23 protein-coding genes and 1 riboswitch are annotated in these 21,611 nt (G+C 43.9%); of the genes, 6 read left to right on the top strand and 17 right to left on the bottom strand.

Annotation, left to right across the window (positions count from 1 at the left end):
- Nucleotides 1-23 precede the first annotated feature (23 nt).
- The 3 genes from BV11031_RS07035 to sspL are packed head-to-tail and all read left to right on the top strand — an operon-like array spanning nt 24 to nt 1,281.
- Nucleotides 24-713: a queuosine precursor transporter gene (locus BV11031_RS07035; protein WP_010327952.1), complete on the top strand. Its 690-nt coding sequence runs from the start codon at nt 24-26 to the stop codon at nt 711-713.
- Nucleotides 713-1,111, top strand: a complete 399-nt coding sequence (locus tag BV11031_RS07030; protein ID WP_010327951.1) for a reverse transcriptase-like protein — start codon at nt 713-715, stop codon at nt 1,109-1,111. Before BV11031_RS07035 ends, BV11031_RS07030 begins: the two co-directional genes overlap by 1 nt.
- 41 nt (nt 1,112-1,152) lie before the next feature.
- Nucleotides 1,153-1,281 (top strand): small, acid-soluble spore protein L, encoded by a 129-nt coding sequence (gene sspL, locus BV11031_RS07025; protein WP_010327950.1) that lies wholly within the window; start codon nt 1,153-1,155, stop codon nt 1,279-1,281.
- Nucleotides 1,282-1,288: 7 nt separating this feature from the next.
- Here sspL and exnP read toward each other — a convergent pair whose 3' ends face one another.
- The 14 genes from exnP to BV11031_RS06955 all read right to left on the bottom strand — a co-directional run bounded on the left by exnP (nt 1,289) and on the right by BV11031_RS06955 (nt 15,921).
- Nucleotides 1,289-2,179, bottom strand: a complete 891-nt coding sequence (exnP, locus tag BV11031_RS07020; RefSeq protein ID WP_010327949.1) for a 5'-3' exonuclease ExnP — start codon at nt 2,177-2,179, stop codon at nt 1,289-1,291.
- A gap of 100 nt (nt 2,180-2,279) precedes the next feature.
- Nucleotides 2,280-2,426, bottom strand: coding sequence for a hypothetical protein (locus tag BV11031_RS07015; RefSeq protein ID WP_003230761.1), 147 nt, complete (start codon nt 2,424-2,426; stop codon nt 2,280-2,282).
- A gap of 73 nt (nt 2,427-2,499) precedes the next feature.
- Nucleotides 2,500-2,757, bottom strand: coding sequence for a YpbS family protein (locus tag BV11031_RS07010; RefSeq protein WP_010327948.1), 258 nt, complete (start codon nt 2,755-2,757; stop codon nt 2,500-2,502).
- 64 nt (nt 2,758-2,821) lie between these two features.
- Complete coding sequence (gene dynA, locus BV11031_RS07005; RefSeq protein WP_010327947.1) at nt 2,822-6,400, bottom strand: dynamin GTPase; 3,579 nt, start codon at nt 6,398-6,400, stop codon at nt 2,822-2,824.
- A 170-nt stretch (nt 6,401-6,570) separates the two neighbouring features.
- Nucleotides 6,571-6,663 (bottom strand): Fur-regulated basic protein FbpC, encoded by a 93-nt coding sequence (fbpC, locus tag BV11031_RS07000; RefSeq protein ID WP_100740084.1) that lies wholly within the window; start codon nt 6,661-6,663, stop codon nt 6,571-6,573.
- Between the two features lie 88 nt (nt 6,664-6,751).
- Nucleotides 6,752-7,240 (bottom strand): isoprenylcysteine carboxyl methyltransferase family protein, encoded by a 489-nt coding sequence (locus BV11031_RS06995; protein ID WP_010327946.1) that lies wholly within the window; start codon nt 7,238-7,240, stop codon nt 6,752-6,754.
- A gap of 3 nt (nt 7,241-7,243) precedes the next feature.
- Entirely contained in the window at nt 7,244-8,341 is a 1,098-nt protein-coding gene (locus tag BV11031_RS06990) for a type III polyketide synthase (protein ID WP_010327945.1), read from the bottom strand.
- A 71-nt stretch (nt 8,342-8,412) separates the two neighbouring features.
- A complete protein-coding gene (gene pbuX / locus BV11031_RS06985; protein ID WP_010327944.1) occupies nt 8,413-9,729 on the bottom strand; it encodes a xanthine permease PbuX in 1,317 nt (438 codons plus the stop codon).
- Nucleotides 9,726-10,310 carry a xanthine phosphoribosyltransferase gene (gene xpt / locus BV11031_RS06980; RefSeq protein ID WP_010327943.1) on the bottom strand — a complete coding sequence of 195 codons (585 nt, stop codon included), beginning with the start codon at nt 10,308-10,310 and terminating at the stop codon, nt 9,726-9,728. The genes pbuX and xpt overlap by 4 nt, the downstream gene beginning before the upstream one ends.
- Before the next feature lie 89 nt (nt 10,311-10,399).
- Nucleotides 10,400-10,499, bottom strand: a riboswitch (purine riboswitch).
- 141 nt (nt 10,500-10,640) lie between these two features.
- Complete coding sequence (gene ypwA, locus BV11031_RS06975; protein ID WP_129550711.1) at nt 10,641-12,146, bottom strand: carboxypeptidase; 1,506 nt, start codon at nt 12,144-12,146, stop codon at nt 10,641-10,643.
- A 111-nt stretch (nt 12,147-12,257) separates the two neighbouring features.
- Nucleotides 12,258-13,250, bottom strand: coding sequence for a 2-keto-3-deoxygluconate transporter (gene kdgT, locus BV11031_RS06970; RefSeq protein ID WP_100740092.1), 993 nt, complete (start codon nt 13,248-13,250; stop codon nt 12,258-12,260).
- Nucleotides 13,251-13,296: 46 nt separating this feature from the next.
- Complete coding sequence (gene eda, locus BV11031_RS06965; protein ID WP_010327940.1) at nt 13,297-13,887, bottom strand: bifunctional 4-hydroxy-2-oxoglutarate aldolase/2-dehydro-3-deoxy-phosphogluconate aldolase; 591 nt, start codon at nt 13,885-13,887, stop codon at nt 13,297-13,299.
- 1 nt (nt 13,888) lies between these two features.
- Nucleotides 13,889-14,863: a 2-dehydro-3-deoxygluconokinase gene (kdgK, locus tag BV11031_RS06960; RefSeq protein WP_010327939.1), complete on the bottom strand. Its 975-nt coding sequence runs from the start codon at nt 14,861-14,863 to the stop codon at nt 13,889-13,891.
- A 38-nt stretch (nt 14,864-14,901) separates the two neighbouring features.
- The gene (locus tag BV11031_RS06955) at nt 14,902-15,921 is read right to left on the bottom strand and encodes a LacI family DNA-binding transcriptional regulator (RefSeq protein ID WP_010327938.1); all 1,020 of its coding nucleotides are present in this window, start codon (nt 15,919-15,921) and stop codon (nt 14,902-14,904) included.
- Between the two features lie 222 nt (nt 15,922-16,143).
- On the opposite strand from BV11031_RS06955, the gene kduI reads away from it, so the two are divergent.
- Nucleotides 16,144-16,971 carry a 5-dehydro-4-deoxy-D-glucuronate isomerase gene (gene kduI / locus BV11031_RS06950; protein ID WP_010327937.1) on the top strand — a complete coding sequence of 276 codons (828 nt, stop codon included), beginning with the start codon at nt 16,144-16,146 and terminating at the stop codon, nt 16,969-16,971.
- A 1-nt stretch (nt 16,972) separates the two neighbouring features.
- Nucleotides 16,973-17,737 carry a 2-dehydro-3-deoxy-D-gluconate 5-dehydrogenase KduD gene (gene kduD / locus BV11031_RS06945; RefSeq protein WP_010327936.1) on the top strand — a complete coding sequence of 255 codons (765 nt, stop codon included), beginning with the start codon at nt 16,973-16,975 and terminating at the stop codon, nt 17,735-17,737.
- A 42-nt stretch (nt 17,738-17,779) separates the two neighbouring features.
- On the opposite strand, the gene BV11031_RS06940 is transcribed toward kduD, so the two are convergent.
- Both BV11031_RS06940 and BV11031_RS06935 read right to left on the bottom strand, forming a co-directional pair.
- Nucleotides 17,780-19,705: an ATP-dependent DNA helicase gene (locus BV11031_RS06940; RefSeq protein ID WP_010327935.1), complete on the bottom strand. Its 1,926-nt coding sequence runs from the start codon at nt 19,703-19,705 to the stop codon at nt 17,780-17,782.
- A gap of 102 nt (nt 19,706-19,807) precedes the next feature.
- Nucleotides 19,808-19,999 carry a hypothetical protein gene (locus tag BV11031_RS06935; protein WP_026014424.1) on the bottom strand — a complete coding sequence of 64 codons (192 nt, stop codon included), beginning with the start codon at nt 19,997-19,999 and terminating at the stop codon, nt 19,808-19,810.
- A gap of 162 nt (nt 20,000-20,161) precedes the next feature.
- Here BV11031_RS06935 and BV11031_RS06930 point away from each other — a divergent pair, with 162 nt between their 5' ends.
- A complete protein-coding gene (locus BV11031_RS06930) occupies nt 20,162-20,314 on the top strand; it encodes a YpzG family protein (protein ID WP_010327933.1) in 153 nt (50 codons plus the stop codon).
- A 53-nt stretch (nt 20,315-20,367) separates the two neighbouring features.
- On the opposite strand, the gene BV11031_RS06925 is transcribed toward BV11031_RS06930, so the two are convergent.
- Nucleotides 20,368-21,525: a THUMP domain-containing class I SAM-dependent RNA methyltransferase gene (locus BV11031_RS06925; RefSeq protein WP_010327932.1), complete on the bottom strand. Its 1,158-nt coding sequence runs from the start codon at nt 21,523-21,525 to the stop codon at nt 20,368-20,370.
- Nucleotides 21,526-21,611: the final 86 nt, after the last annotated feature.

Here is a 21,611-nt window from a genome sequence, read left to right as displayed (position 1 = left end):
CCCGGAAAGGAAGCTTTTTCATTTTGTTTAACAACTCATTTTGGATCATTTTTGCGATCATTCATTTTATCATTGTTCTTTTATTTTATAAAGGATTTGGCAAAATGGGACTGTTTGTATGGATTGGATTTGCTACAGTCTGCGCAAACCTTCAAGTCGTCAAAACAGTAGAACTGTTTGGCTTAACAGCAACGCTCGGAAATGTAATGTATGGCACCATCTTTTTTGCGACAGATGTGCTCAATGAGAAATACGGTCCGGCTGAAGCCAAAAAAGCGGTATGGCTCGGATTCTCAACGCTTTTGACGCTGACATTTGTCATGCAGGGCGTGCTGCTTTTCGAACCGGCTTCCAGCGACATATCGCAAACAGCACTTGAAACGATTTTCGGATTTCTTCCGCGCGTTGCGTTAGGAAGTTTGCTTGCCTTTATCTTCAGCCAAACGCTGGATGTTTATGTATATTCGTCAATTAGAAGGATATTTCCTTCTGATCGACTTTTGTGGCTCAGAAACGGCGGCAGTACAGCTGTCAGCCAGCTGTTTGATACATTTATATTTACTGGAGTCGCTTTTTTCGGCATTTATCCTGCAGGCGTTTGGCTTCATATTTTTATTTCTACATATTTGATTAAGTTTGCGGTATCTTTGATTTCATTGCCTTATGCCTATGCAGCAAAAAAAATGATACCGAATGACGAAAGGGGTTCATAATGCCTACAGAAATATATGTAGACGGCGCAAGTGCCGGTAATCCCGGACCTTCCGGCATCGGCATTTTTATCAAACATGAAGGACAAGCAGAGTCTTTTTCTATTCCAATCGGAATGCATACAAATCAGGAAGCGGAATTTCGTGCATTAATTGAAGGCATGAAGCTATGTGCAAAGCGCGGGTATCAATCTGTTTCCTTTCGCACCGATTCAGATATTGTGGAACGAGCCGCTGAGCTTGAAATGGTAAAAAACAAAATGTTTCACCCATATGTGGAAGAAATCATCCGGTTAAAAGCGGCCTTTCCTCTCTTTTTCATCAAATGGATACCGGGAAAACAAAACCAAAAAGCCGATCAGCTTGCAAAAGAAGCGATTCGGCTGAATGATAAGAATTAAATCACGGTCATTGGTTCATTCTAATGATGAGGTGAATAAACATGAAAAAGAAAGATAAAGGCCGGCTGACCGGCGGTGTAACTCCTCAAGGCGATTTAGAAGGCAACACGCATACAGACCCTAAAACAGAGCTTGAGGAAAGAGCAAAAAAAAGCAATACAAAACGCTAGGGAAGGTCTAAACGATCTCTCTAGCGTTCAGCTTTTCAAGCATACGTTCAATTCCTTTAATTTGGTGGCGGCGCAGCATGTCAGCCGCCTGCTCCATTTTCAGAGTAAATAAAGTGTCTTTAAGCGTACATGCCAGCGGCACCGAGCAATGAATTTCCGCAAGCTTTTTCGACATCTCCAAATCGCTCAAACCTTGCTGAATCTTCCCTTGCTGCCCCTTCGGAAGAAGAGACAGATTCTCTAATAAACGATCAATCGATTCGTATTCACGAATCAGTTTATAAGCTGTTTTTTCTCCAATTCCTTTAACGCCGGGATAGTTATCACTCGAATCACCCATTAGCGCTTTAATATCAATCAAAGCTTTCGGCAGGACGCCTGTTTCTTCGTAAAAGTTCTCTTTTGTATAGACTTTATAATTTCCAATTCCTTTTTGGAGGAGGGCCACACTCACTTCATCCGTTAACAGCTGAAGTAAATCGCGGTCTCCTGTTACGATCGTAATATCAGCTTCATTTGCAAACAAAGCGGCAAGAGTTCCGATACAATCATCCGCTTCATATCCGGCAAAGCCGATATTCATAATCCCAAGCTCAGCGGCCGCTTCCTTTGCCAGATCAAACTGCGGAATCAGCTCCACAGGCGGTGCGCTGCGGTTCGCCTTATAATCTTCGAACAGGTCATTTCGGTATGTTTTGCTTCCCATGTCCCAGCAGCAAACGACGTGTGTCGGCTGGAATGTTTCAACAGCTGTGATCAAATGCTTTAAAAATCCGTTGACGCCGTTCGTCGGCACCCCGCTATCATTTATCATAAAGTTGCGATGCACAGCCGTGGCAAAAAACGCCCGAAATAACAGAGCCATGCCATCAACAAGCAATAATTTATTATTATTCATCAGATAACTCCTTTTTCTTTCATTCCTTCTATTTTACCATAAAGCAGCGCAAAAATAAAAAACAGCATCTCTTTGATGAGAGATACTGTTTTGTGTATCATCAGTCATTGTGTCTTTTATTGCTGGCGATCAGCTTTTCAGCTTCCCGTCCTGCGTAAGAGTCAAAATGCGTTTGAAATCCATTTTTCTTTTTGGCATTGTTATTGGCCTGTGCGTTTCTGTTGCCCAGCTTTGTTCTGCCCAACATGAATCCCCCCTTACGTCGGATACATATAGTATATGCTTCCGCTGAGGATTCACTCGCGACAGGATCATCCAGCTTACATACGGTTTACGTATTCTCTGACCATTTCTTTTGATACATGGCGTCTTGTCGGCACGATGCCTTGTTTGGCAAGCTGATTCATTTGCTCGGTAATTCCATTAATCGCATCTGTCGTAAATGGCTCATCGTTTTTGCATTTTGAAACCGCTTCTTCAATGGCCATTTCACGCATGTTTTCAAGACGCATAAATGCTTTGATATGCTCATGCTGTTTTGATGAATGTGCTGAAATTGCTTTATGTACCTCTGACATGAATCGTTCATCTCGCTTTTTTCTATTTAGTCTATCATGACTTGAAATACAAGCCAACTGAATTTTACATTTTTATTATATGGCCTGATCTTTGCCAGGAGATGCATGCTTGGTATGCTTTTTCAATCTCTTTCGCATGTTCCCCTTCCGCATATCCTTCTATATACGTATCTTTCTGGTCCTTTATTTGTTCCATTGCTTTGTCAGCCATCTCTTCCTGCAAGCGCCTGAGGTGATTTGTGTAATGAGAAATAAGGCTTTCTTCTTCCTTTGTCACCCAATGCTCTGTGATTTTATTAAGTTTCATCCGCACAGCCTCGATGAAGGCCGCTTTTCCTTTCTGTTCAAAAAAGTGTTTTGGTGATTTGATTTCTTTTTGTTCCTGCTCGAAGACGCGTTCATCTAAATCCGGTTCAACTTCCTTCAGTTGTATACCGTTAGAATGCAGATCACCCGCATAAATGGAAAAGTAACCGTCCTCGTTTAATATTTTTTGAAAGCTTTCCAGCCATTCTTCCGCGATATGCCGTTCAATAAAACCGCTCATGCGAACATCAAGCGTTTTGATTTCCTGGACATATTCGAATTGATATTCATGCACTGCGGTTTTCATCGCCTTAGCGACGTTCTTTTTCCAATCTCCATTCTGAAGCCCTGGATAAAATGCCGATTTTAGTAAATCATTCGCAAAAAAGGATAAGCGCTGTGTAATGTGATATAGCTGTTCTTTTGTGTCTTTTTTTGCTTTCTCAATGATGGTTTCTGAGCTTCGCCGTTTCTCGATTTCGGCTGCTGTCCGCGCAAATGATTGCATAAGGCGCTGTTTCTGCGCTTCCTTTTCTTCTTCGGACTGATGCTGGGATCGGTGAAGCTGGAAAACAGTTTCGCATAGTTTGTTTGCTTCCGAACTGAGCTGTGCGGCAGACGCTTTTTTAACATCCACTTCAATAAAGCGATCTAAGTGTTTTCTTACTTTCGGGAACTGGTTATAAAATGATTCCGGTTTGCCGAGCAGTTCCTCTTTACTTGATACAGTAAAGAGCTGCGGTTCATGAATCCCTTCTTTTACAAGCTCTGCGCTGACATAATCGGTCACTGTTTCAAGCTCTGTTTTATCTTTCGCAAGGTCTGCCGCATTAATGACGAAAAACATTTTATCCATACTGAGCGATTCTTTTACCAGCCCGAGCTTTCGCAAAAATGAACGGTCTCCTTTCGAGAAGGAATGCTGATAATAGGTCATATAAAAAAACGCATCGGCATCTTTCATATATTGGAACGCCAGCTCTGTATGCCGTTTGTTCATGCTGCTCGCGCCGGGCGTATCAACGATCGTAATCCCTTTTTCAGTGAGCGGGCATGTATAATAGACCGTTACCTCTTTTACAGCGCAGGCCGTTGCTTCCTCTGCTACATACGGTTTTAAGTCAGACAGCGGTATCGTTAATGTCTTTTGTTCCTGTATATATGGCTGAACCTTTTCATATGCAAGCAGGAAATTGCTGATTAATTTCACGTGTTCTTCCTGCAGCCGGCTTTTTTTGATCGCCTTTTCCCACTTCTCTGTAAAAGAACGGCCCGTGGGCTCTTCTTTTATTCCGGTAAGCTGTAAAATCTCAGCCGTTATGTCATCCTCCGTCTTAAAGACCACATCCGCTGTTTTATTGATGCTGCCATTGGTTGGTTTTGTAATCTTGTTAATGGTGGCTGTGGTTGGCGTTGGTGAGGACGGAAGCACCCTTTCACCGACAAGCGCATTGGCAAATGATGATTTCCCTGAACTAAAGCCTCCGAAAAGCGCGAGTGTAAATTTCCGTTCCTCGAGCCTGTTAATCCTTTGCTGAAAGGCTGAGGTTTGTTTTGACAGCATGTTATATTCGCCTAAAAGATCAGACAATATACGAAAGCGCTTGATCTGGTCTTGAAGCGGCCGTTCTTGCTCCATTATTTCTGGTTTTATATTTCGCTGCCGTGTCTGATGGCTTTGGTTTCGTATCTGTTCTGGCGCCGCCACTGTTTTTTTCTTCGTTTTAAACCAGTCGGTTTCTATATTCCTTGGGCATGCGGATTCGTCTTCCCAAATGGCCCATATGCGATCAGCTTTTTCGCGGGCATTATTCTCTAAGCCGGCCTGTTCTTGGAGAATGGCTAGTTTTTCTGATTCCTGAATGAGTCGTTCATTGACCGTTTGCATGTCTTTAGTGACACTCTCTTTCACCATCGCAGAAATCGCCTTTATGATGTCTGCCGCTTCTCTTTTCGCCTCTTTGCGAATCAGCTCTGCCAAATCTTTTGTATATTGCAATACATATTCAGAAGAAAATGCTGCACCATGCTTGACAGCAAGCTCAATAATGTCAATTTTAAGCGGAGTGCGATAGGCCTGAATCAGCTTTTCACTTTCAGCTGTATGAACATCAAATGCCTTGGCGAGTTTATGAAACGTGTCTATTATGTGCCAATCCGCTTCGGCCTCTGTTCGTTTTTTCACATCTGAGAAAAAAGCATTTCTTCTTCTATCTCTTTCCTGTGCAGTTTTTCCTTTCGAAAAGAAAAAACCGGTTTTAAAAGAAGGCTCTTGCGATTCGAGGAATTCAGCTGCCAGCTCACGCATTTCAAAAGGCGTCAGGTTGGCATTTTTTAAAATGCGATTGACTTCTTCCTGCATCCTGTTTTCTGCCTCAGTCGCTTTCTTTGTCATCTCATCTCGTTGATCACGCAGCGATTGGACCAGTTCAGTTTGCGTGATAAGCTGTTCAGCATAGCTGGTTCCACCTGTTTCATCTTTCAAAAGCATCTCCGTATGTTCCTTCAGCAGATGGCGGACTTTTTGTTCTGTTAAAGGCTGGAGGCTGTTCTTGGATTGCTGTACTATTCCTTTTAATTCATCTCTCAGGACGCCAATCTGATTGAACGGGTGGTTCGGTTCTGTCACTGACGTAAAATAGAGTGCGTCCTTCGAAAAGCCTTCACTGCAAAGCATCTCCTCAACCTGCGCTTTATAATCTTCAAAACGTGTTTCCGACTCATCATGGCGGTCAATTTGATTGACGATAAAATACACATTAGGAATACTTTCTTTAATTGACCTGAGAAACTTTACATTCTCCTCAGCGTGCACGTGATTATAGTGAACGACATAAAACAGCGCGTCCGCCTGGTGGAGAATAGACGCCGCCGACAGAAAATGCGCATCATCTGTTGAGTCAATCCCAGGGGTGTCAATGTACGCAACTCCCGTATCCATTTCAGTATATCGATCATAGATTTCAACGCTTTCAATCTGTTCCCCGTCTTTGCAGTATTGCTGCACCTTGTCTTTCCGATAAGCCCCCTCTAGCTCAGCGCATGCTCCGTCTGTTGTATGAAGCCGAACACGCTTTTCCCCGTTTCTGATCACAACAAGGTTAGCGCTTGTCGGGATCGGGCTTGTCGGTAAAATATTCTCCATTAACAGGCAGTTCAGCAGTGATGATTTCCCCGCTGAATAATGCCCGGTAAACGCGATATAAACCTCTTCATCAGCCGCTTTGTTCATGACAGCAGCAAGTTTGGCAGCTCTTTGTTCATCTTGATTTTCGATGAATTCCTTATATAGTTCCCCGGTTTTATGCAAAAGCTCTTTTCTGTTATGTTCTGTCATCAGTATGAACCCCTTTGTGCCGTTTCAATTGTGAATCTTTTTTGAAAGATCTGAATACATCCCCTTTCATTTTACACAAGAATGGATCAAATTTCTCTAAAAGAATAGAAAAAAGCCGCCATTACGGCAGCTTCTATAAAGAAAATCTGCAACTTTGACAAGTTCCAGATTCATGAAACAGATTTATTAGAGATTCCTTTTAATACAAAACCAATTAATACACTATATGTACAAACCGCCCCAAGCAAAAATAGCATTGTCATTCGCTTCACCATCCTGATTGAGAATCTTTTTCACTTATATTGTAACATGGATGAGAATGATTTTCAATCTCTATTTTACGAGGTGATCCTATAGTGCCTTGTCTTCTGCACGGATTCTGACGGTTAACAGCACGGCATTGAAAATGGAAAATAGACACATGGTGACGTAGGCTTGATACAGAAGCGGGATCAATAAGATTTCTAATATAACAACGGTATAGTTTGGATGATTTATCCATTTATAAGGGCCTTTTTTTACAAGCTCTGCACCCGGAATGACAAGAATTTTCGTATTCCAATGTGCGCCTAATGAGCAAAGTGCCCAATACCGCACTGCCTGCACGCTTAAAATAGCCGCAGCGATGCCGAACCACCAGCTTGACGGCTGTTTGTTCAGCAGCAGCACTTCCGCAATGAAAGACAGAAAAAATAGAATATGCATGATGATGATATACGGATAGTGGCTCTCACCGAATTCGATCGCCCCTTGTTTCTTTACCTTTTGTTCGTTTTGTCTGGCTACTGCCATTTCTGCCAGTCTTTGAGTCATGAGAATGACGATTAACAACCAAAACATACGTCAAGCCACCCTTCCCCAGCTGAATAACAGTAGCTCTGAAGAAAATCCCGGGCCTAATGCGCCAATCATTCCCCGTTCTGCTTCCTTTTTATCGCCGTTCAGCAGATGGTCTTTGATCACATACAATATTGTGGCTGAAGACATATTTCCGTGCTTTTGCAATATACTTTGCGCTGAGGAAAGCTTTTCTGTTGAGAGTTCGAGACTTTTGATATATGCATCAATCACCTTTTTTCCGCCTGGATGTGCTAAAAATACGCTGATATCACTGAATGACAGCTGATGTTTGTCCAAAAAAACCTGTACATGTGATTTGAGCCATTTTTCTACCAAAGTCGGTATATCTCTTGAGAAAATGGCTTTGAATCCTTGATCAGTAAAGTCCCAGCCCATGACATCTTCTGATTGTTTCATCAAAACAGATTGGGAATCCGTTATCTTCGGCACAAACTTCAGTTTCGACATCCTGCGGTCCGCCTTTTCTCCGCATAATAATGCTGCGGCAATGCCGTCTCCAAAAAGCGAAGTGCCGATCAGATTGCTTTTCGTTTTATCTTCCGGCTGGAATGTCAAGCTGCACAATTCAGCAGCAATGACGAGCACGAAAGCCTCAGGGTACGCTTTGCAGTATTCAACAGCGCGCGCAAGTCCGCTGGCTCCTCCTGCACAGCCGAGACCCCATAGCGGAATCCGCTTCGTATATGGAGAAAACGGGAGTTCATTCATGAGCCGCGCCTCGATGCTCGGGGTGGAAAGGCCCGTACTGGAGACGAAAAAAACAGCGTCCACTTTCTCATAAGGGATGGCGTCTTGGAAAAATTCAGGATGAGAGAGGCACTCGCGAACAGCCTCTCTGCTGTGGTTAAGCGTTTCTTCTATGTATAGTTTATTTTTCTCTTCAAAGCTGTGACCCTCTTTATACCATTCAATTGGCTTAACAAATTGTCTCGATTGAATGTGCCCGTTTTTAAAGGAGGTTAACAGCCGGTCAATATCTTTAAAGGAATGCTGAAACATATAGCGGGCGAACTCAGCCGCTTTCTCTTGGTTTACATCATACGCAGGAAGACTTGTTCCGATGGATAAAATAAACGCCATGCGATCACCTCTTTGCATACATTGTGCCGCAACGAACACTTTTATATGCAAAAACTCCGCCAAGGCGGAGTTTAGACTGCTGTCTTTTGTTTCGTGATATCAGCTTTTTGTTCGGTTTTTTTGGCTTTAGAAAATACGTTATATACAATATTTAAGACGACTGCAATAAAGCTGCCAGCAACAATGCCGTTGGTTGTAAGCAGTGTTAAGGCGCTCGGAAGCTGCTTAAAAATATCCGGCACAACTGTCACGCCGAGGCCCAGACCCACTGAGCAGGCAACAATGAGCAGGTTTTCCTGTTTTGCAAAATCAATGCGGCTGAGCATTTTGATGCCGTAAGCGATTACCATCCCAAACATCGCCACCATTGCCCCGCCCAGAACAGCAGGCGGAATAATGGTCGTGAAAGCAGCGATCTTCGGAAATAGCCCGAATGCCATTAAGATCACACCTGTGACCACAATGACGGCATTTTTCTTGATTCCTGTGAGCTGTACAAGCCCGACATTTTGAGAAAATGCCGTGTAAGGAAAAGCGTTAAAAATACCGCCTAGCAGCACAGCCAGCCCTTCGGCACGATAGCCTTTAGACAAATCTTTCTCTGTCAGACGGCGGTTCGTCAGGTCACCTAAGGCAAAGTAGACACCAGTTGATTCTACAAGGCTGACAATCGCCACGATGGTCATTGTAATGATAGGCGCTGCGTGAAAAGACGGCGCTCCGAAATAAAACGGCTGGATCAGTTGAACAACCGCAGCGTCCGACACATTATCAAATTGAACTTTTCCCATAAAAGAAGCGATGAAAGTCCCAATCAAAATACCGATCAAAATCGAAATCGATTTGATAAACCCTTTCGTAAAACGGTATAAAAGCACAATGATGCCCAAAACGATAAAAGCGAGCGCAAGATTGGAAAGATCTCCAAAATCTTTACTTCCTTCTCCGCCTGCCATGTTATTCATGGCTACCGGCATAAGTGTGATACCGATAATGGTAACAACCGAACCTGTCACGACCGGCGGAAAAAAGGAGACGAGCTTTCCAAAGAAAAATGAAATCAGAATGACAAGAATACCTGAAGCAATAATGCTTCCGTAAACCGCTGAAACCCCATATTCGGATCCAATTGCAATCATCGGCGATACGGCCGTAAATGTACAGCCAAGCACAACCGGAAGCCCGATCCCGAAAAATCGGTTGCTCCACACTTGAAGAAGTGTAGCCACACCGCACATAAAAATATCAATCGACACTAAATAAGTCAGCTGTTCGACAGTCAGCCCCATTGCGTTTCCGACAATCAGCGGAACGACAATGGCACCGGCATACATGGCTAGCACATGCTGAATCCCTAAAGACAGCGTTTTGCCGAATCCGTTTTTCATGAACGAACCTCCTGTACGAAAGATACTTTTCCTTCTTCTAAGGATTGAATTCGCGCCAAAGATTCCACCCGGTACCCTAGCTTCATCAGTTCATCTCTTCCCGGCTGAAAAGATTTTTCAATCACAATGCCCAGCCCCGCTATAGAAGCTCCCGCCTGCTTCACGATCGACACGAGCCCGTACGCCGCTTGTCCATTTGCCAGGAAATCATCGATAATCAGCACATGATCTTGATCTGACAAGTGGGTTCCCGACACAGCGATTTGGCTTTCTGTTTGCTTTGTAAAGGAATAAACTGACGCTGTCAGCAGGTTATCGGTAAGTGTTAAAGATTGATGCTTTCTGGCGAAGACAACCGGGACACCCAGCTGCAAGCCCGTCATCACAGCGGGAGCGATTCCGGATGATTCGATTGTCACAATTTTGGTAATCCCGTCTTTTGCAAATCTGGCGGCAAATTCGGCACCGATTTTCTGCATAAGCAACGGGTCAATTTGATGATTTAAAAAAGAATCCACTTTCAATACCTGATCAGATAATACGACGCCTTCTTCTTCTATTTTCCGTTTCAGTGCTTCCATCCTGCTTACCTCCGTTATGAGAATAAAAAAAGCATCGCCCGCTCAAAAAAAGAGCAAGCAATGCTGAAATAACAAAAAACCGTACACATGCGGTCTCATTGCTCACTCATAGTCGGACATTTACGGTGCCCGGTAGAAACTTGCGTGCCATATCCACGCGATTATATGAGTGTTCCTATGATATTGTCATAAATTATATCAAGATTCTAATCTCTTGCATAGATAAAAAACAAAATTTCCGAACTTTATTTTTGTTTATAAGTTAATCATTCGTCTTTTATGTTTTTCCGGCCATAAAAAAGCCTGACAGCCGCGCTGCCAGGCTTTTGATTAGGAAAGATAGAGATTTGAATATTTGTTTGACAAATAGTCAATTAAATAGCGTACATTCAGTTCTTCCCCTGTTGCATCTTTAATAATCTCTAACGGCTTTTTCCGTTTTCCGTGAATATGCACCTTTTCCGTCAGCCATTGTTTTATCGGATGGAATTCTCCTCTTTCCAAGAGAGTGTCAAATTCAGGAAGATCCTCCAGCATTTTTTGTTTCAGCTGAGCCGCATACATGTAGCCGAGCGCGTAGGATGGGAAGTAGCCAAAATCGCCTCCTGCCCAATGGACGTCCTGTAAAATTCCTTCTGCGTCCGTCTGCGGTGTAATCCCCAAATAATCTTCATATTTTTGATTCCAAAGCGCCGGCAGTTCTTCCACAGACACTTCATTGCTGAAAATCGCTTTTTCTATTTCATAGCGGATGATAATATGGAGAGGATACGTCAATTCATCCGCTTCTACCCTGATGAATGAAGGTTTTGATTCATTGATTGCCCGGACAAAATCATCCAGGGAAATGTCCTTGAACTGTTCAGGTGATGCCGCTTGAATCTTTTGGTAGTACGGTGTCCAAAAGTGCTTGTTGCGGCCGATAAAATTCTCATAAAATAATGATTGAGATTCATGGATTCCCATTGATGCGCCGTCTGACAAGTTCGTACCGCTCAGTGCTTCGTCAATATTTTGCTCATATATGGCGTGACCGCACTCATGAATGGTTCCAAAAATCGCTGTGCGAAAATCTTTTTCATCATATCTCGTCGTAACCCGAACGTCTCCGCGGTTCATCGTGGTCGCAAACGGATGAACCGTTTCATCAAGCCTTCCCCCATCAAAATCATAGCCAAGCTCCTGTAAAAAATACAAACTGAGCTCTTTTTGCTTTTCTTTAGGAAACGCTTTTGTAATAAAGCTTGTATCCGGTTTATTTCCGGAAGCTGTCACTTGTTTAACAAGAGGAATAATCGCTTCCTTGAGCTCAGCAAACAGCTGATCAAGCACCTTTACCGTAACACCCGGCTCAAACAAATCAAGCAATGCATCATAAGGATGCTCTTGATAACCCCAATACGTAATAAACCGTTTATTGAATTCAATCAGCTGCTCTAAATAAGGGGAAAACAAGCTGAAATCAGATTTTCCTTTCGCTTCCTCCCACGCGGTTTCTGCCTTTGAACACAGAATGACGTATTCCTTGTATTCAGCCTCAGGGATTTTTTTATTCTCTTCATACTCTTTTTTCGCCAGCTCCACTGCCTTTTTCGTATCATCTGACAAGTCATCAAATCGTTCATACAGGGCATCGATAAGCGCCTTCATTCGATCTGATGTCTGGATATTAAAAATATCAGTTGAAAGCTGGCCGATGCTTTCGGCACGATCTTCTGAGCCGTTTTTGGGCGCACCAGTTCTGGCGTCCCAATGCATTAACGCAACCGCTTCACTGTAATGTGAGATCCTTTTTAAAAGTTCAAAAAATTCCCTTTCATATGTATGTATCTCCATATCCATTCCCTCCCTATTCTAGCCGTTCCATTACAGGCTAATGGAAGGGTGTATGAAAGTCAAATTGTTTGGATAAGAGGCTGCCGGTATTTTTTCGGCAGCCTTCTTTGTTCAGTTGATCGTCATTTGATTTTTTGGCGGTGGGGTTTTCCGCTTTTTTTTATTGATTTTTTTATCCACCCACACTGTTGCCAATGGGGTAAGCAGAGAGGTGACAATGACACTTGTCGCTATGATTGCAGTTGCTGATTCAGCAACTGGCGCAAACGAAGCATTCGCTTCTGCTAATGCGTACGGAACGGCTACTGCCGCACCCGCCGTAGAAGAAGCCGCCACGCCCGCGACACCGTCTCCCCGCGCGACAAAACGATCAAGCAAATACAAGGAGCTGCCCGATAAAATGACGACAGAAACACCGATAAAAATTCCAAGCAGCCCTGATTGGATCAGCATTCCAAAATTCAAAGTATTGCCGAGCGAAAAGGCAAAAAACGGGATGATCGCCGGCACAACCTTGCTGAATAAGTCTCTGAGATCATGATCAAGATTTCCAAGTATACAGCCGAGTAAAAACGGGATGACTGTAGCTGCCAGCGTTTCCCACGGGAATGCGGCAAGCCCTGTTACACCAAACGTCACCATAGTCATAAAAGGCCCTGATTCTGTACTGATAAACGCGAAAGCGCCCGCATCCTCTTTTCTTCCCATATGGTTCATAAGCGCCAAATACAGGCCGCCGTTCGTTTCATTCATTACCGCGACAATGGCTAAAACAGAAAGCCCCGCGAAAAAACCGGATTGTATGCCATCATCAGGAATAAATTGTGCTGCGATCACACCAAGCAGCGCCGCAAATCCGATCTTCCCCAACAATAATGTGATTCCTTTCCTTGCAATATAGCCTGATGAGCGAAAATCAATCGTCGCTCCAACACAAAAGATAAAAACACCCAGTATCGGCAGCGTTCCGGTAATCAAAGCACCCGTAAATCCTCCAAAGAACTCCGCTGTTCCCGGCGCAAACGTGTTGAGTGCCGCTCCCAGGAACAGCGGAATAATCATCATTCCGCCAGGTACCCGTTCAATTGTCGCTTTGATTTTCATATGTGGATTCTCCCATCATCCGGTTTATGAGAAAAACTATACACCTTTACACTTGAAAAACAGCCTGCAAATCCTCTTTTGAACAGCTGCCAAGCTGACTGCCGACACCGACGGCCCCAGCTCCGGCTTTGAGCCAATCCGGCACTTCAGACGGATGTATTCCGCCTGTCGGAATAAAGGTCACCTGCGGGAAAGGGCCCGCTAAATTTTTCATAAACGGAATGCCAACCACACCGCTTGGGAACAGCTTTAATGTAGTAAAACCGAATGTGAGCGCTTCCATTACTTCGCTTGGAGTCAATACACCAGGGATATAATGTGTCTTCAAAAACGAAAGATGTTCAGCAAGATCCGATGAAAAACCCGGACTGACAATAAATTGCGCCCCAGCCTCAGCAGCTTCACCCGCTTGCTGCGCAGTGATGACTGTGCCCGCGCCGATTAAGATATCTTTTCTATTACGGAATGATTCGATAATTTCCGATGCCCCAGGTGTCGTATACGTCACTTCAACTGCACGAATCCCTTTATTTAATAAGCTCTCAATCTGCCGGCAGGCTTCCTGTTTATCCTGTGAACGAATGACTGCAATCAGCCTTGCTTCTTTCAGACGGTTTACAACAATTTTAGACTCCATATTAATAATCTCCTTTCTTTTGGTAAACCGTTCTTTGAGCAGATAAAAACGCAGCTAATTTCTCTCTGGTCGGCAAGCCGTCCATATCCCCCGGTGCCTGCACTTGCAAAGCGCCAATCGCATTCCCTCTTTGCACCGCATCCTTGTACGACAAACCGTCAAGAATCCCGCTGATCACACCGACTGCAAATCCGTCTCCGGCACCGACTGTATCAACCACACGGTCGACCCGGAAACCTTCTGCAAATCCTTCACTTTCCCTTGTTTTAAAGTAAGCGCCTTCTTTTCCGAGTTTAATAGCGACAAAACTGACACCTTTTTTCAGATAATAGTCGGCAATGCCTTCAGGTGTTTTCTCTCCGGTCAACAGCTCCCCCTCTGCGATCCCCGGGAAAAACCAATCTACAAGCCCCGCCAGATCATTGATCGTATGGGCCATCGTTACTTGATCGGGCCAAAGCGAAGGTCTCAAATTGGGATCTAACGATACCGTTTTCCCAGCATGTTTCATGTCCTTCATCACGTGGTAGGTAAAGTCTTTCATATCAGCTGATAAGGCTGGGGGAATACCAGTCACATGCAAATGGCCTGCGCATTGAAAATAATCTCTCGGGTATTCAGCAGACGTTAGTGTGCTTGCAGCTGAGTGTTTCCTGTAATAGGTAACTAGCGGATCGCCTTCTTTCACTTTTGACTTTAGCAGCAGGCCGGTGGGATTTCCGTCCTGTGAGCGGACCACGCGGGACACATCCACTCCCTCTTTTTTAAGCTCCTGTAAAATAAATGTTCCGAGCTGATCATCGCCGACCTTGCTCATCCATCCCATCTGAAATCCGAGTCTGGCCAAGCCGCAAGCGACATTGCTTTCTGCTCCGGCCAGCCCTTTAGAAAAAGTGGATACTTCATGAAGGCCTCCGTACTCATTTGCGTAAAACATGGCCATCGATTCCCCGAATGTCACCGCATCAAGCTTCATCTCTTCCCAACCTCCTCTTCAGTTGAGGGCACATAGGATTAAAGCGACTGTCTCATAATGACTTCCGCCTCTAATTCAATGGTTTGAGGCGCTCCCTTGTCACCTTCAATCCTTTTTAATACACGTTCCATCGCCGTCCTGCCCATATCATGCGACGGCTGGGCGATCGTTGTAATGCCCGGACCGATCAGTTTATACCATTCCGTATCATCAAACCCTGCAATTCCTATATCTTGAGGGATGCGCAGGCCGAGTTCTTCCATACAGCTGATGATTTTCAGCATAATTAAGCCGTTCAACGCCAAAATCGCTTTTTTTTGCTCCGGCATCTCCGTGTGAAACGTTTGAAGCGCCGCCTTAAGCTGTTCTTTGTTTTTCACGTCAATTTCATACATTCTGACAAGCCCGTTCACATTTTCAACAGAAGCCATTTCTTGATACACTTCTGCTCTTTCTGTACGAGGGCTTATAGAAGAAACCGGTTCGCTAAACAGTGCGACATCAGTGTATCCTTTGCTGTAAATCTTCTGAAGAATCTCTCTTGTGATTCTTCTATTGTCAGTAGTTACTGTATCCAGTTTCAGATCCGGAAGTTTCCGGTCAATTAATATCGTAGGAATTTGCTGTTCTCTAAAGGCATGCAGTACATCCTTGTTTTCTCCCGTTGCGTTTAAAATCAGCCCTTCAACCGAATGGGCTTCAAGCTTCAAAAGCATTTCCCGCTCTTTTTCAGGATTGTTATCTGTGTTGCAGACCATAATACTGTAGCCATATTGATCACAAACCTCTTCGACGCCTCTGAAAGCCGCAACTGAGAAAGGATTTGTAATGTCAGCTACAACAAATCCGATTAATTTGCTTTTTTTTATTTTTAAACCTTGTGCCATTTTACTTGGCCGATAATTCAATTCTGCGATTGCCTTTTTAATGCTTTTCACTTTTTCAGGAGAAATCGCATCAATTTTTCCGTTGATATAACGGGAAACTGTCGATTTCGAAACTCCTGCACATTCTGCTACATCTTTGATCGTCGTATGGCTTGTTGTTTTCTTTTTCATTCAAGTGCTCCTGTATCATCTTATATTTGAAACCGATCCCAAAACCGTTACAACACAAGAATACCATATTTTTAAAATTCGAAAAGAGTTTTTTCAAAAATGTGCTTAATTACATTTTTGGCGTTGACTCTTTCAGCTATTTATCCTAAAATTTTCTTTGAAACCGTTACCAAAATGTTTTCATTCAAGTGATGCCGAAATCTTAACTAAGGGGGAAACACAATGGAAAATCGTTATTCTGTACACCCTGAACAAGTAAAGCGCTTTACAACTGAGGAGCTGCGCAGTCATTTTTTAATGGAACCTTTATTTAAGGAAAACAAACTTTCAATGTATTACTCGCATGAAGACCGGGTTGTCATCGGCGGCGCGGCTCCGGGACAAAATGAACTGAAGCTAGACGCCGGGGATTTTCTTAAAACAGACTTCTTTTTGGAGCGGCGTGAAATTGGGATTATTAATGTCGGACAGCCTGGCGCTGTCAGGGTCGGTGATGACGAATATGTGCTCCAAACAAAGGATTTTCTCTATATCGGAATGGGCAATCAGGATGTTGCATTTACTAGCCTGAACGGAGAACAAGCGAAATTTTACTTCGTTTCCGCTTGTGCCCATCAAAGCTATCCGACACAAAAAGCCGCTCTTTCCGAGCTGGCACCAGACCGCCTTGGAGATGATGCAGCCTCTAATGTCCGAAGCCTCTACAAAGTCATTCATCAAGATGGCATTAAAAGCTGTCAGCTTATGATGGGGATTACGATGCTAGATCCAAATAACAACTGGAACACCATGCCGGCACACGTTCATGACCGCCGGATGGAGGCTTATCTGTACCTTGATCTTGAGAAGGATTCAAAGGTGTTTCACTTCATGGGCCAGCCGGACGAAACACGCCACCTTGTTGTCGGAAATGAACAGGCTGTCCTTTCTCCTGCCTGGTCTATTCACTCTGGCGCAGGAACTTCGAATTACAGCTTTGTGTGGGCGATGGCTGGGGAAAATTACACATTTACGGACATGGATGTCGTTCCGATGGATGGGCTGAAATAAAATGAGTTATCTACATGACACCTTTTCATTAGAAGGAAAAACAGCGCTGGTGACGGGTCCCGGAACAGGAATCGGTCAAGGAATTGCCAAAGCGCTTGCCGGGGCTGGCGCCGATATTATCGGCACATCACATAAAAGCGGCCTGTCTGAAACACAACAGCTTGTGGAGCAGGAAGGCCGTACGTTTACGTCTTTTACATTGGATATGAGCAAGCCGGAAGCGATAAAAGATTCGGCAGCTGAGCTGTTTGAAAGCCGCCAAATTGACATTCTTGTCAATAATGCCGGCATTATCCACCGGGAAAAAGCGGAACATTTTGCCGAAGAAAACTGGCATCACGTACTAAATGTCAATCTAAATAGCTTGTTTATTCTGACACAGCTGGCAGGCAGCCATATGCTGAAAAGAGGCTATGGAAAGATTATTAATATCGCTTCTCTCCTGTCTTTTCAAGGCGGTATTCTTGTTCCCGCATATACGGCAAGCAAACACGCAGTTGCCGGTTTAACAAAATCATTTGCAAATGAGTGGGCAGCATCCGGTGTTCAGATCAACGCAATCGCCCCGGGCTATATTTCTACCGCGAATACAAAGCCTATTCGCGACGACAAAAAGCGGAATGAGGAAATTTTAAAGAGAATTCCCGCCGGCCGCTGGGGCAAAGCAGATGATATCGGCGGAACGGCAGTCTTTTTGGCATCACGTGCTTCAGATTATGTGAATGGGCATATTTTAGCCGTTGACGGCGGCTGGCTGGCCCGCTGACAAAACAAAAAAGCTGACGAATACGATCGTCAGCTTTTTCTATTACATCATTTGCGGTTCAACAGGCAAGACCTTTTTGACTTCATCAATAATGCGTTCAGTTTCTCCGCCAGCGTAAATGTGAATCGAGCCGCTGTCTTGATTGGAACGAATCAGACGCCCGATGCCCTGCCGCACGCGTAATAACATATATGGCAGATCAACTTCTTCGAACGGATCTTTTTTCGCCCCGTTGCGTTTTGCTGTAAACACAGGATCATGAGGAGGGAATGGCAATGACCAAATGGTAACATTTTTCAAGGCGTCACCAGGAATATCCAGCCCTTCCCATAAGTGAACTGAACAGAGTACGGTTTCCTCTTCCTCTTGGAATTTCTCCACTAAACTGCTGATTTCCTCATCACCTTCAAAGAAAATCGGATACGGCAGCTCAAAGGCCGCCGACAGCTGCTTAAACTCGTTTAATTCCTCAAAAGAAGGGAAAAGCACCAGCGTTCTGCCTTTATAACCATTAATCGTTTCTATCGTTTCAGCCGTTTTTTGTTTGGCGTCCATACTTGCTTTCGCATAGAGATTCACGCTCATTTGCTCGTCGTAATCATAAGGAGAATCAACAGTCAACGACAAGTAATCATGAATTCCGAGGCTATCGGCAATATAATCAAACGATCCGCCTTCTGACAGGGTGGCAGAAGAGAAGATATAGGGAATCTTTTTAGAAAACACTTTTTCGCCCAACACTTCTGCAACCGTTCTCGGCATGACAACAAAGGTTGATTCTGATTCCTTTTTCTCCAGCCAGCTGATTGCATCTTTTTGATATAGCGATAATGAATACGCCATTTGTTCTACATACTCTTCCACAACTGACAGCTCGTATTGATCAATCGTGTACATCTCAGACTCGAACACGAGAGCCTCACCGATTTTATCAAGTAAACGGCAAAGCCCGTCCGCCGCCTTTTTGACACGCTGATCATTTTTTATTTCTAAACGGTGTGAACCGGCTACTTCTTTTGCTTCTTCAGAAAGAACATAGAAAAATTCGTCGTTTGCAGCAAGGGCATCTTCAATCAGTTCGGCAAACTCTTCTCTGATGTCATTTTGAAGCAATCGCTCTAAAAACAATTCAAGAGTAGACTGCTTCACTCTGTAGGTTAACGCTTTTTGTGCGGCAAACTCTAACAGATGCCCTTCATCAAACACAACGGCGCTATGATCAGGCAAGAGCGGCAGCTGACCCTCTCGTTTGCGGGATTCTTCCGTCCACACATGCTCCATGTAGAAGTCGTGGGAGCAAACGATCAAGTCTGTTGACTTGCGGTAGTGATCTCTGGAAAGCGTCAACCCGCATCTGTGTCTCATATCACAAGTCAAACAATCCTGAAATGAGTCATAGCTTACTTCAGACCATTCTTCATTTGACAGATTGGCGTACTGCTTACGGTCGCCATACGGATAAAAGCGCTGCATCGCCTGTGATCCATGGACAAATGACGGCAATGACTCATAAAGATCCAGCCATTTATCATCATCAGAGCGCTGCATTGTTCTTTCAAGTTTCTTAACGCATAAATATTGCTCATGTGATTTTGACAGTCTTGTATCAATGTTCAGATCCAAATGCTCAGCCAGCTTCGAAATATCGCCTTCTTTTTTCACTAGCTGTTCGATTAATGTTTCATCAGCACAAGCGATAATGGCGGGTTTGCCGACATATCTTGCATAGCTGATCGCAAAAAGAAGATAAACGAGTGTTTTCCCCGTTCCCACTCCAGCTTCGGCAAACATGACTTGTTTCTCTTTAAACGCACGCTCCAGCTGAAAAGCCATAAATACTTGCTCATCCCGAAGATCAAACCCTTTTTCGGGAAGGATATCGTAAAACACGTCACCAATCCAATTGTTCAATTCTTCATAAAAATTCTTTGTTTTTGTTAAAGAAAAAGGCAAACGTGATGTTGTCACCTAGTTCCAACCCCCAACTATTCGACATTCAGACCATCAATAATATCATGTCCCACTTATGAATACAATAAAAAAACTTGGCATTGCCAAGTTTTTTGCAGCTTACTTTCGATTGATCACATGCGACGATAAAAAAGGATGGTCTGTTGAATAAATATGTTCCACCGCTTTTTCTAAATCATTTTGCGCATGTGAAATCATGGACGGAGACAAATCAGTCTCGAGCCCCTTCAGCTCGTTTGCTGTTGCGTCAAGCGCCCTTTGAATCAGATTAAAATGTTCGCTGTTCAGCATGAGATCACCTCTGATGGAAATAATCATCATTTTATGCGAACTTTTCATTTTATATACATGCTTTCCGCATGTTATCACCGAAATAGGCACAAACTACATTCGATATTCCGTACCCGGATTATCCGTCTTATCAACAATATTCTATCAGGGAGTGATGTTGACATGAGTTATAGAAATCGATTAGATCAGCATTCTGAACTGTTTCATCACAATTGGACGCGGCCTAAACGTTCTAAGTCTCAAGTAAACGGTCACACTGAAATGTCCCAAACCAACATTATTTTGAGAAGCAACGCGAAAGCGCACCGTTGGTAACGATAGAATATGGCTGAAAGATGAAAGAAGACGCATGCAGCGCGTCTTCTTTTTTATGCGTTTTCTGTTTTCTTGCGCTGCGGTCTTACTTTTGCCCAGTATTGATAATAATCCGTTTTAATAAATCCGTTAAACAGCTTTCGTTTTTTCGTCGCTTTTCTGCCGTATGCTTCCTCAAAGTTCTCATTTGATGTCAGCATGTACACAGACCAGGAATCTAGCGGTTCGAATGCCTGTCCCATTTCTTTGTACATCTGCTCAACGGCTTTTTTCTCGCCGAGACGCTCTCCGTATGGCGGATTGCCGACAATGACCCCAAACTCCAGATTTGTCGTGAAGTCTTTGACCTGCATCTGCTTAAACTCGATTAAATCTCCCAAGCCTGCTTCCTCTGCATTCTCTTTTGCGATTTGCACCATGCGGTGGTCTATGTCGTTTCCGAAAATGGTGAGCGGCTGGTCATAATTCGCCTTTTCTTCAACTTCAAGCCGTGCTTTGTCCCATAGCTCTTTGCCGATCCATTCCCAATCCTCCGAGGCAAAATCGCGGTTAAAACCCGGGGCGATGTTTTGGCCGATTAACGCGGCTTCGATCGCAATCGTCCCAGAACCGCAAAAAGGATCAACAAACGGTCGGTCCGGAGTCCAATTGGTTAATTGAACTAAAGCGGCAGCAAGAGTTTCTTTAATCGGCGCGCCGCCCTGATCAACACGGTATCCTCGTTTGTGGAGACCTGTCCCCGACGAATCCAGCGTAAGAACCGCCTGATCTTTCAATAAAGAAATTTCTACCTTATACTCGGCACCTGTTTCTTCAATCCAGTCATTGGCTTTAGCGGACTGCTGCTTGAGCTTTTCAACAATTGCTTTTTTAACAATCCGCTGGCAGTCGGGAACGCTTGCAAGTGTTGATTTTACCGATTTCCCGATGACCGGGAATTTCCCGTTTTCAGGGATAAATGAACGCCAGTTAATCGCTTTCGTTTTTTCAAACAGTTCATCAAATGTTTTCGCTTTAAAAGAAGCAACCTGAACCTTTATGCGGTCGGCTGTTCTAAGCCAAAGGTTCGCGCGGCAAATAGCGAGTGCATCACCTTCAAAAATAACTTTTCCGTTATCAACCTTGCATTCGTATCCTAAGTCACGTACTTCCTTTGCGACAACAGCTTCAATGCCCATCGGCGCTGTTGCAATTAGTGTATACTTCTTCATCGTATCACCCTGTCTTTTAAAACTTTTCTCTTTTCAAGATAAAAGCTCTCCTTATACGGGAGAGCTTGTTTTGATCATTTTAAATG

The organism is Bacillus vallismortis (assembly GCF_004116955.1).
GTDB lineage: Bacteria > Bacillota > Bacilli > Bacillales > Bacillaceae > Bacillus > Bacillus vallismortis.
This window is presented reverse-complemented; position numbering and strand designations above follow the sequence as displayed.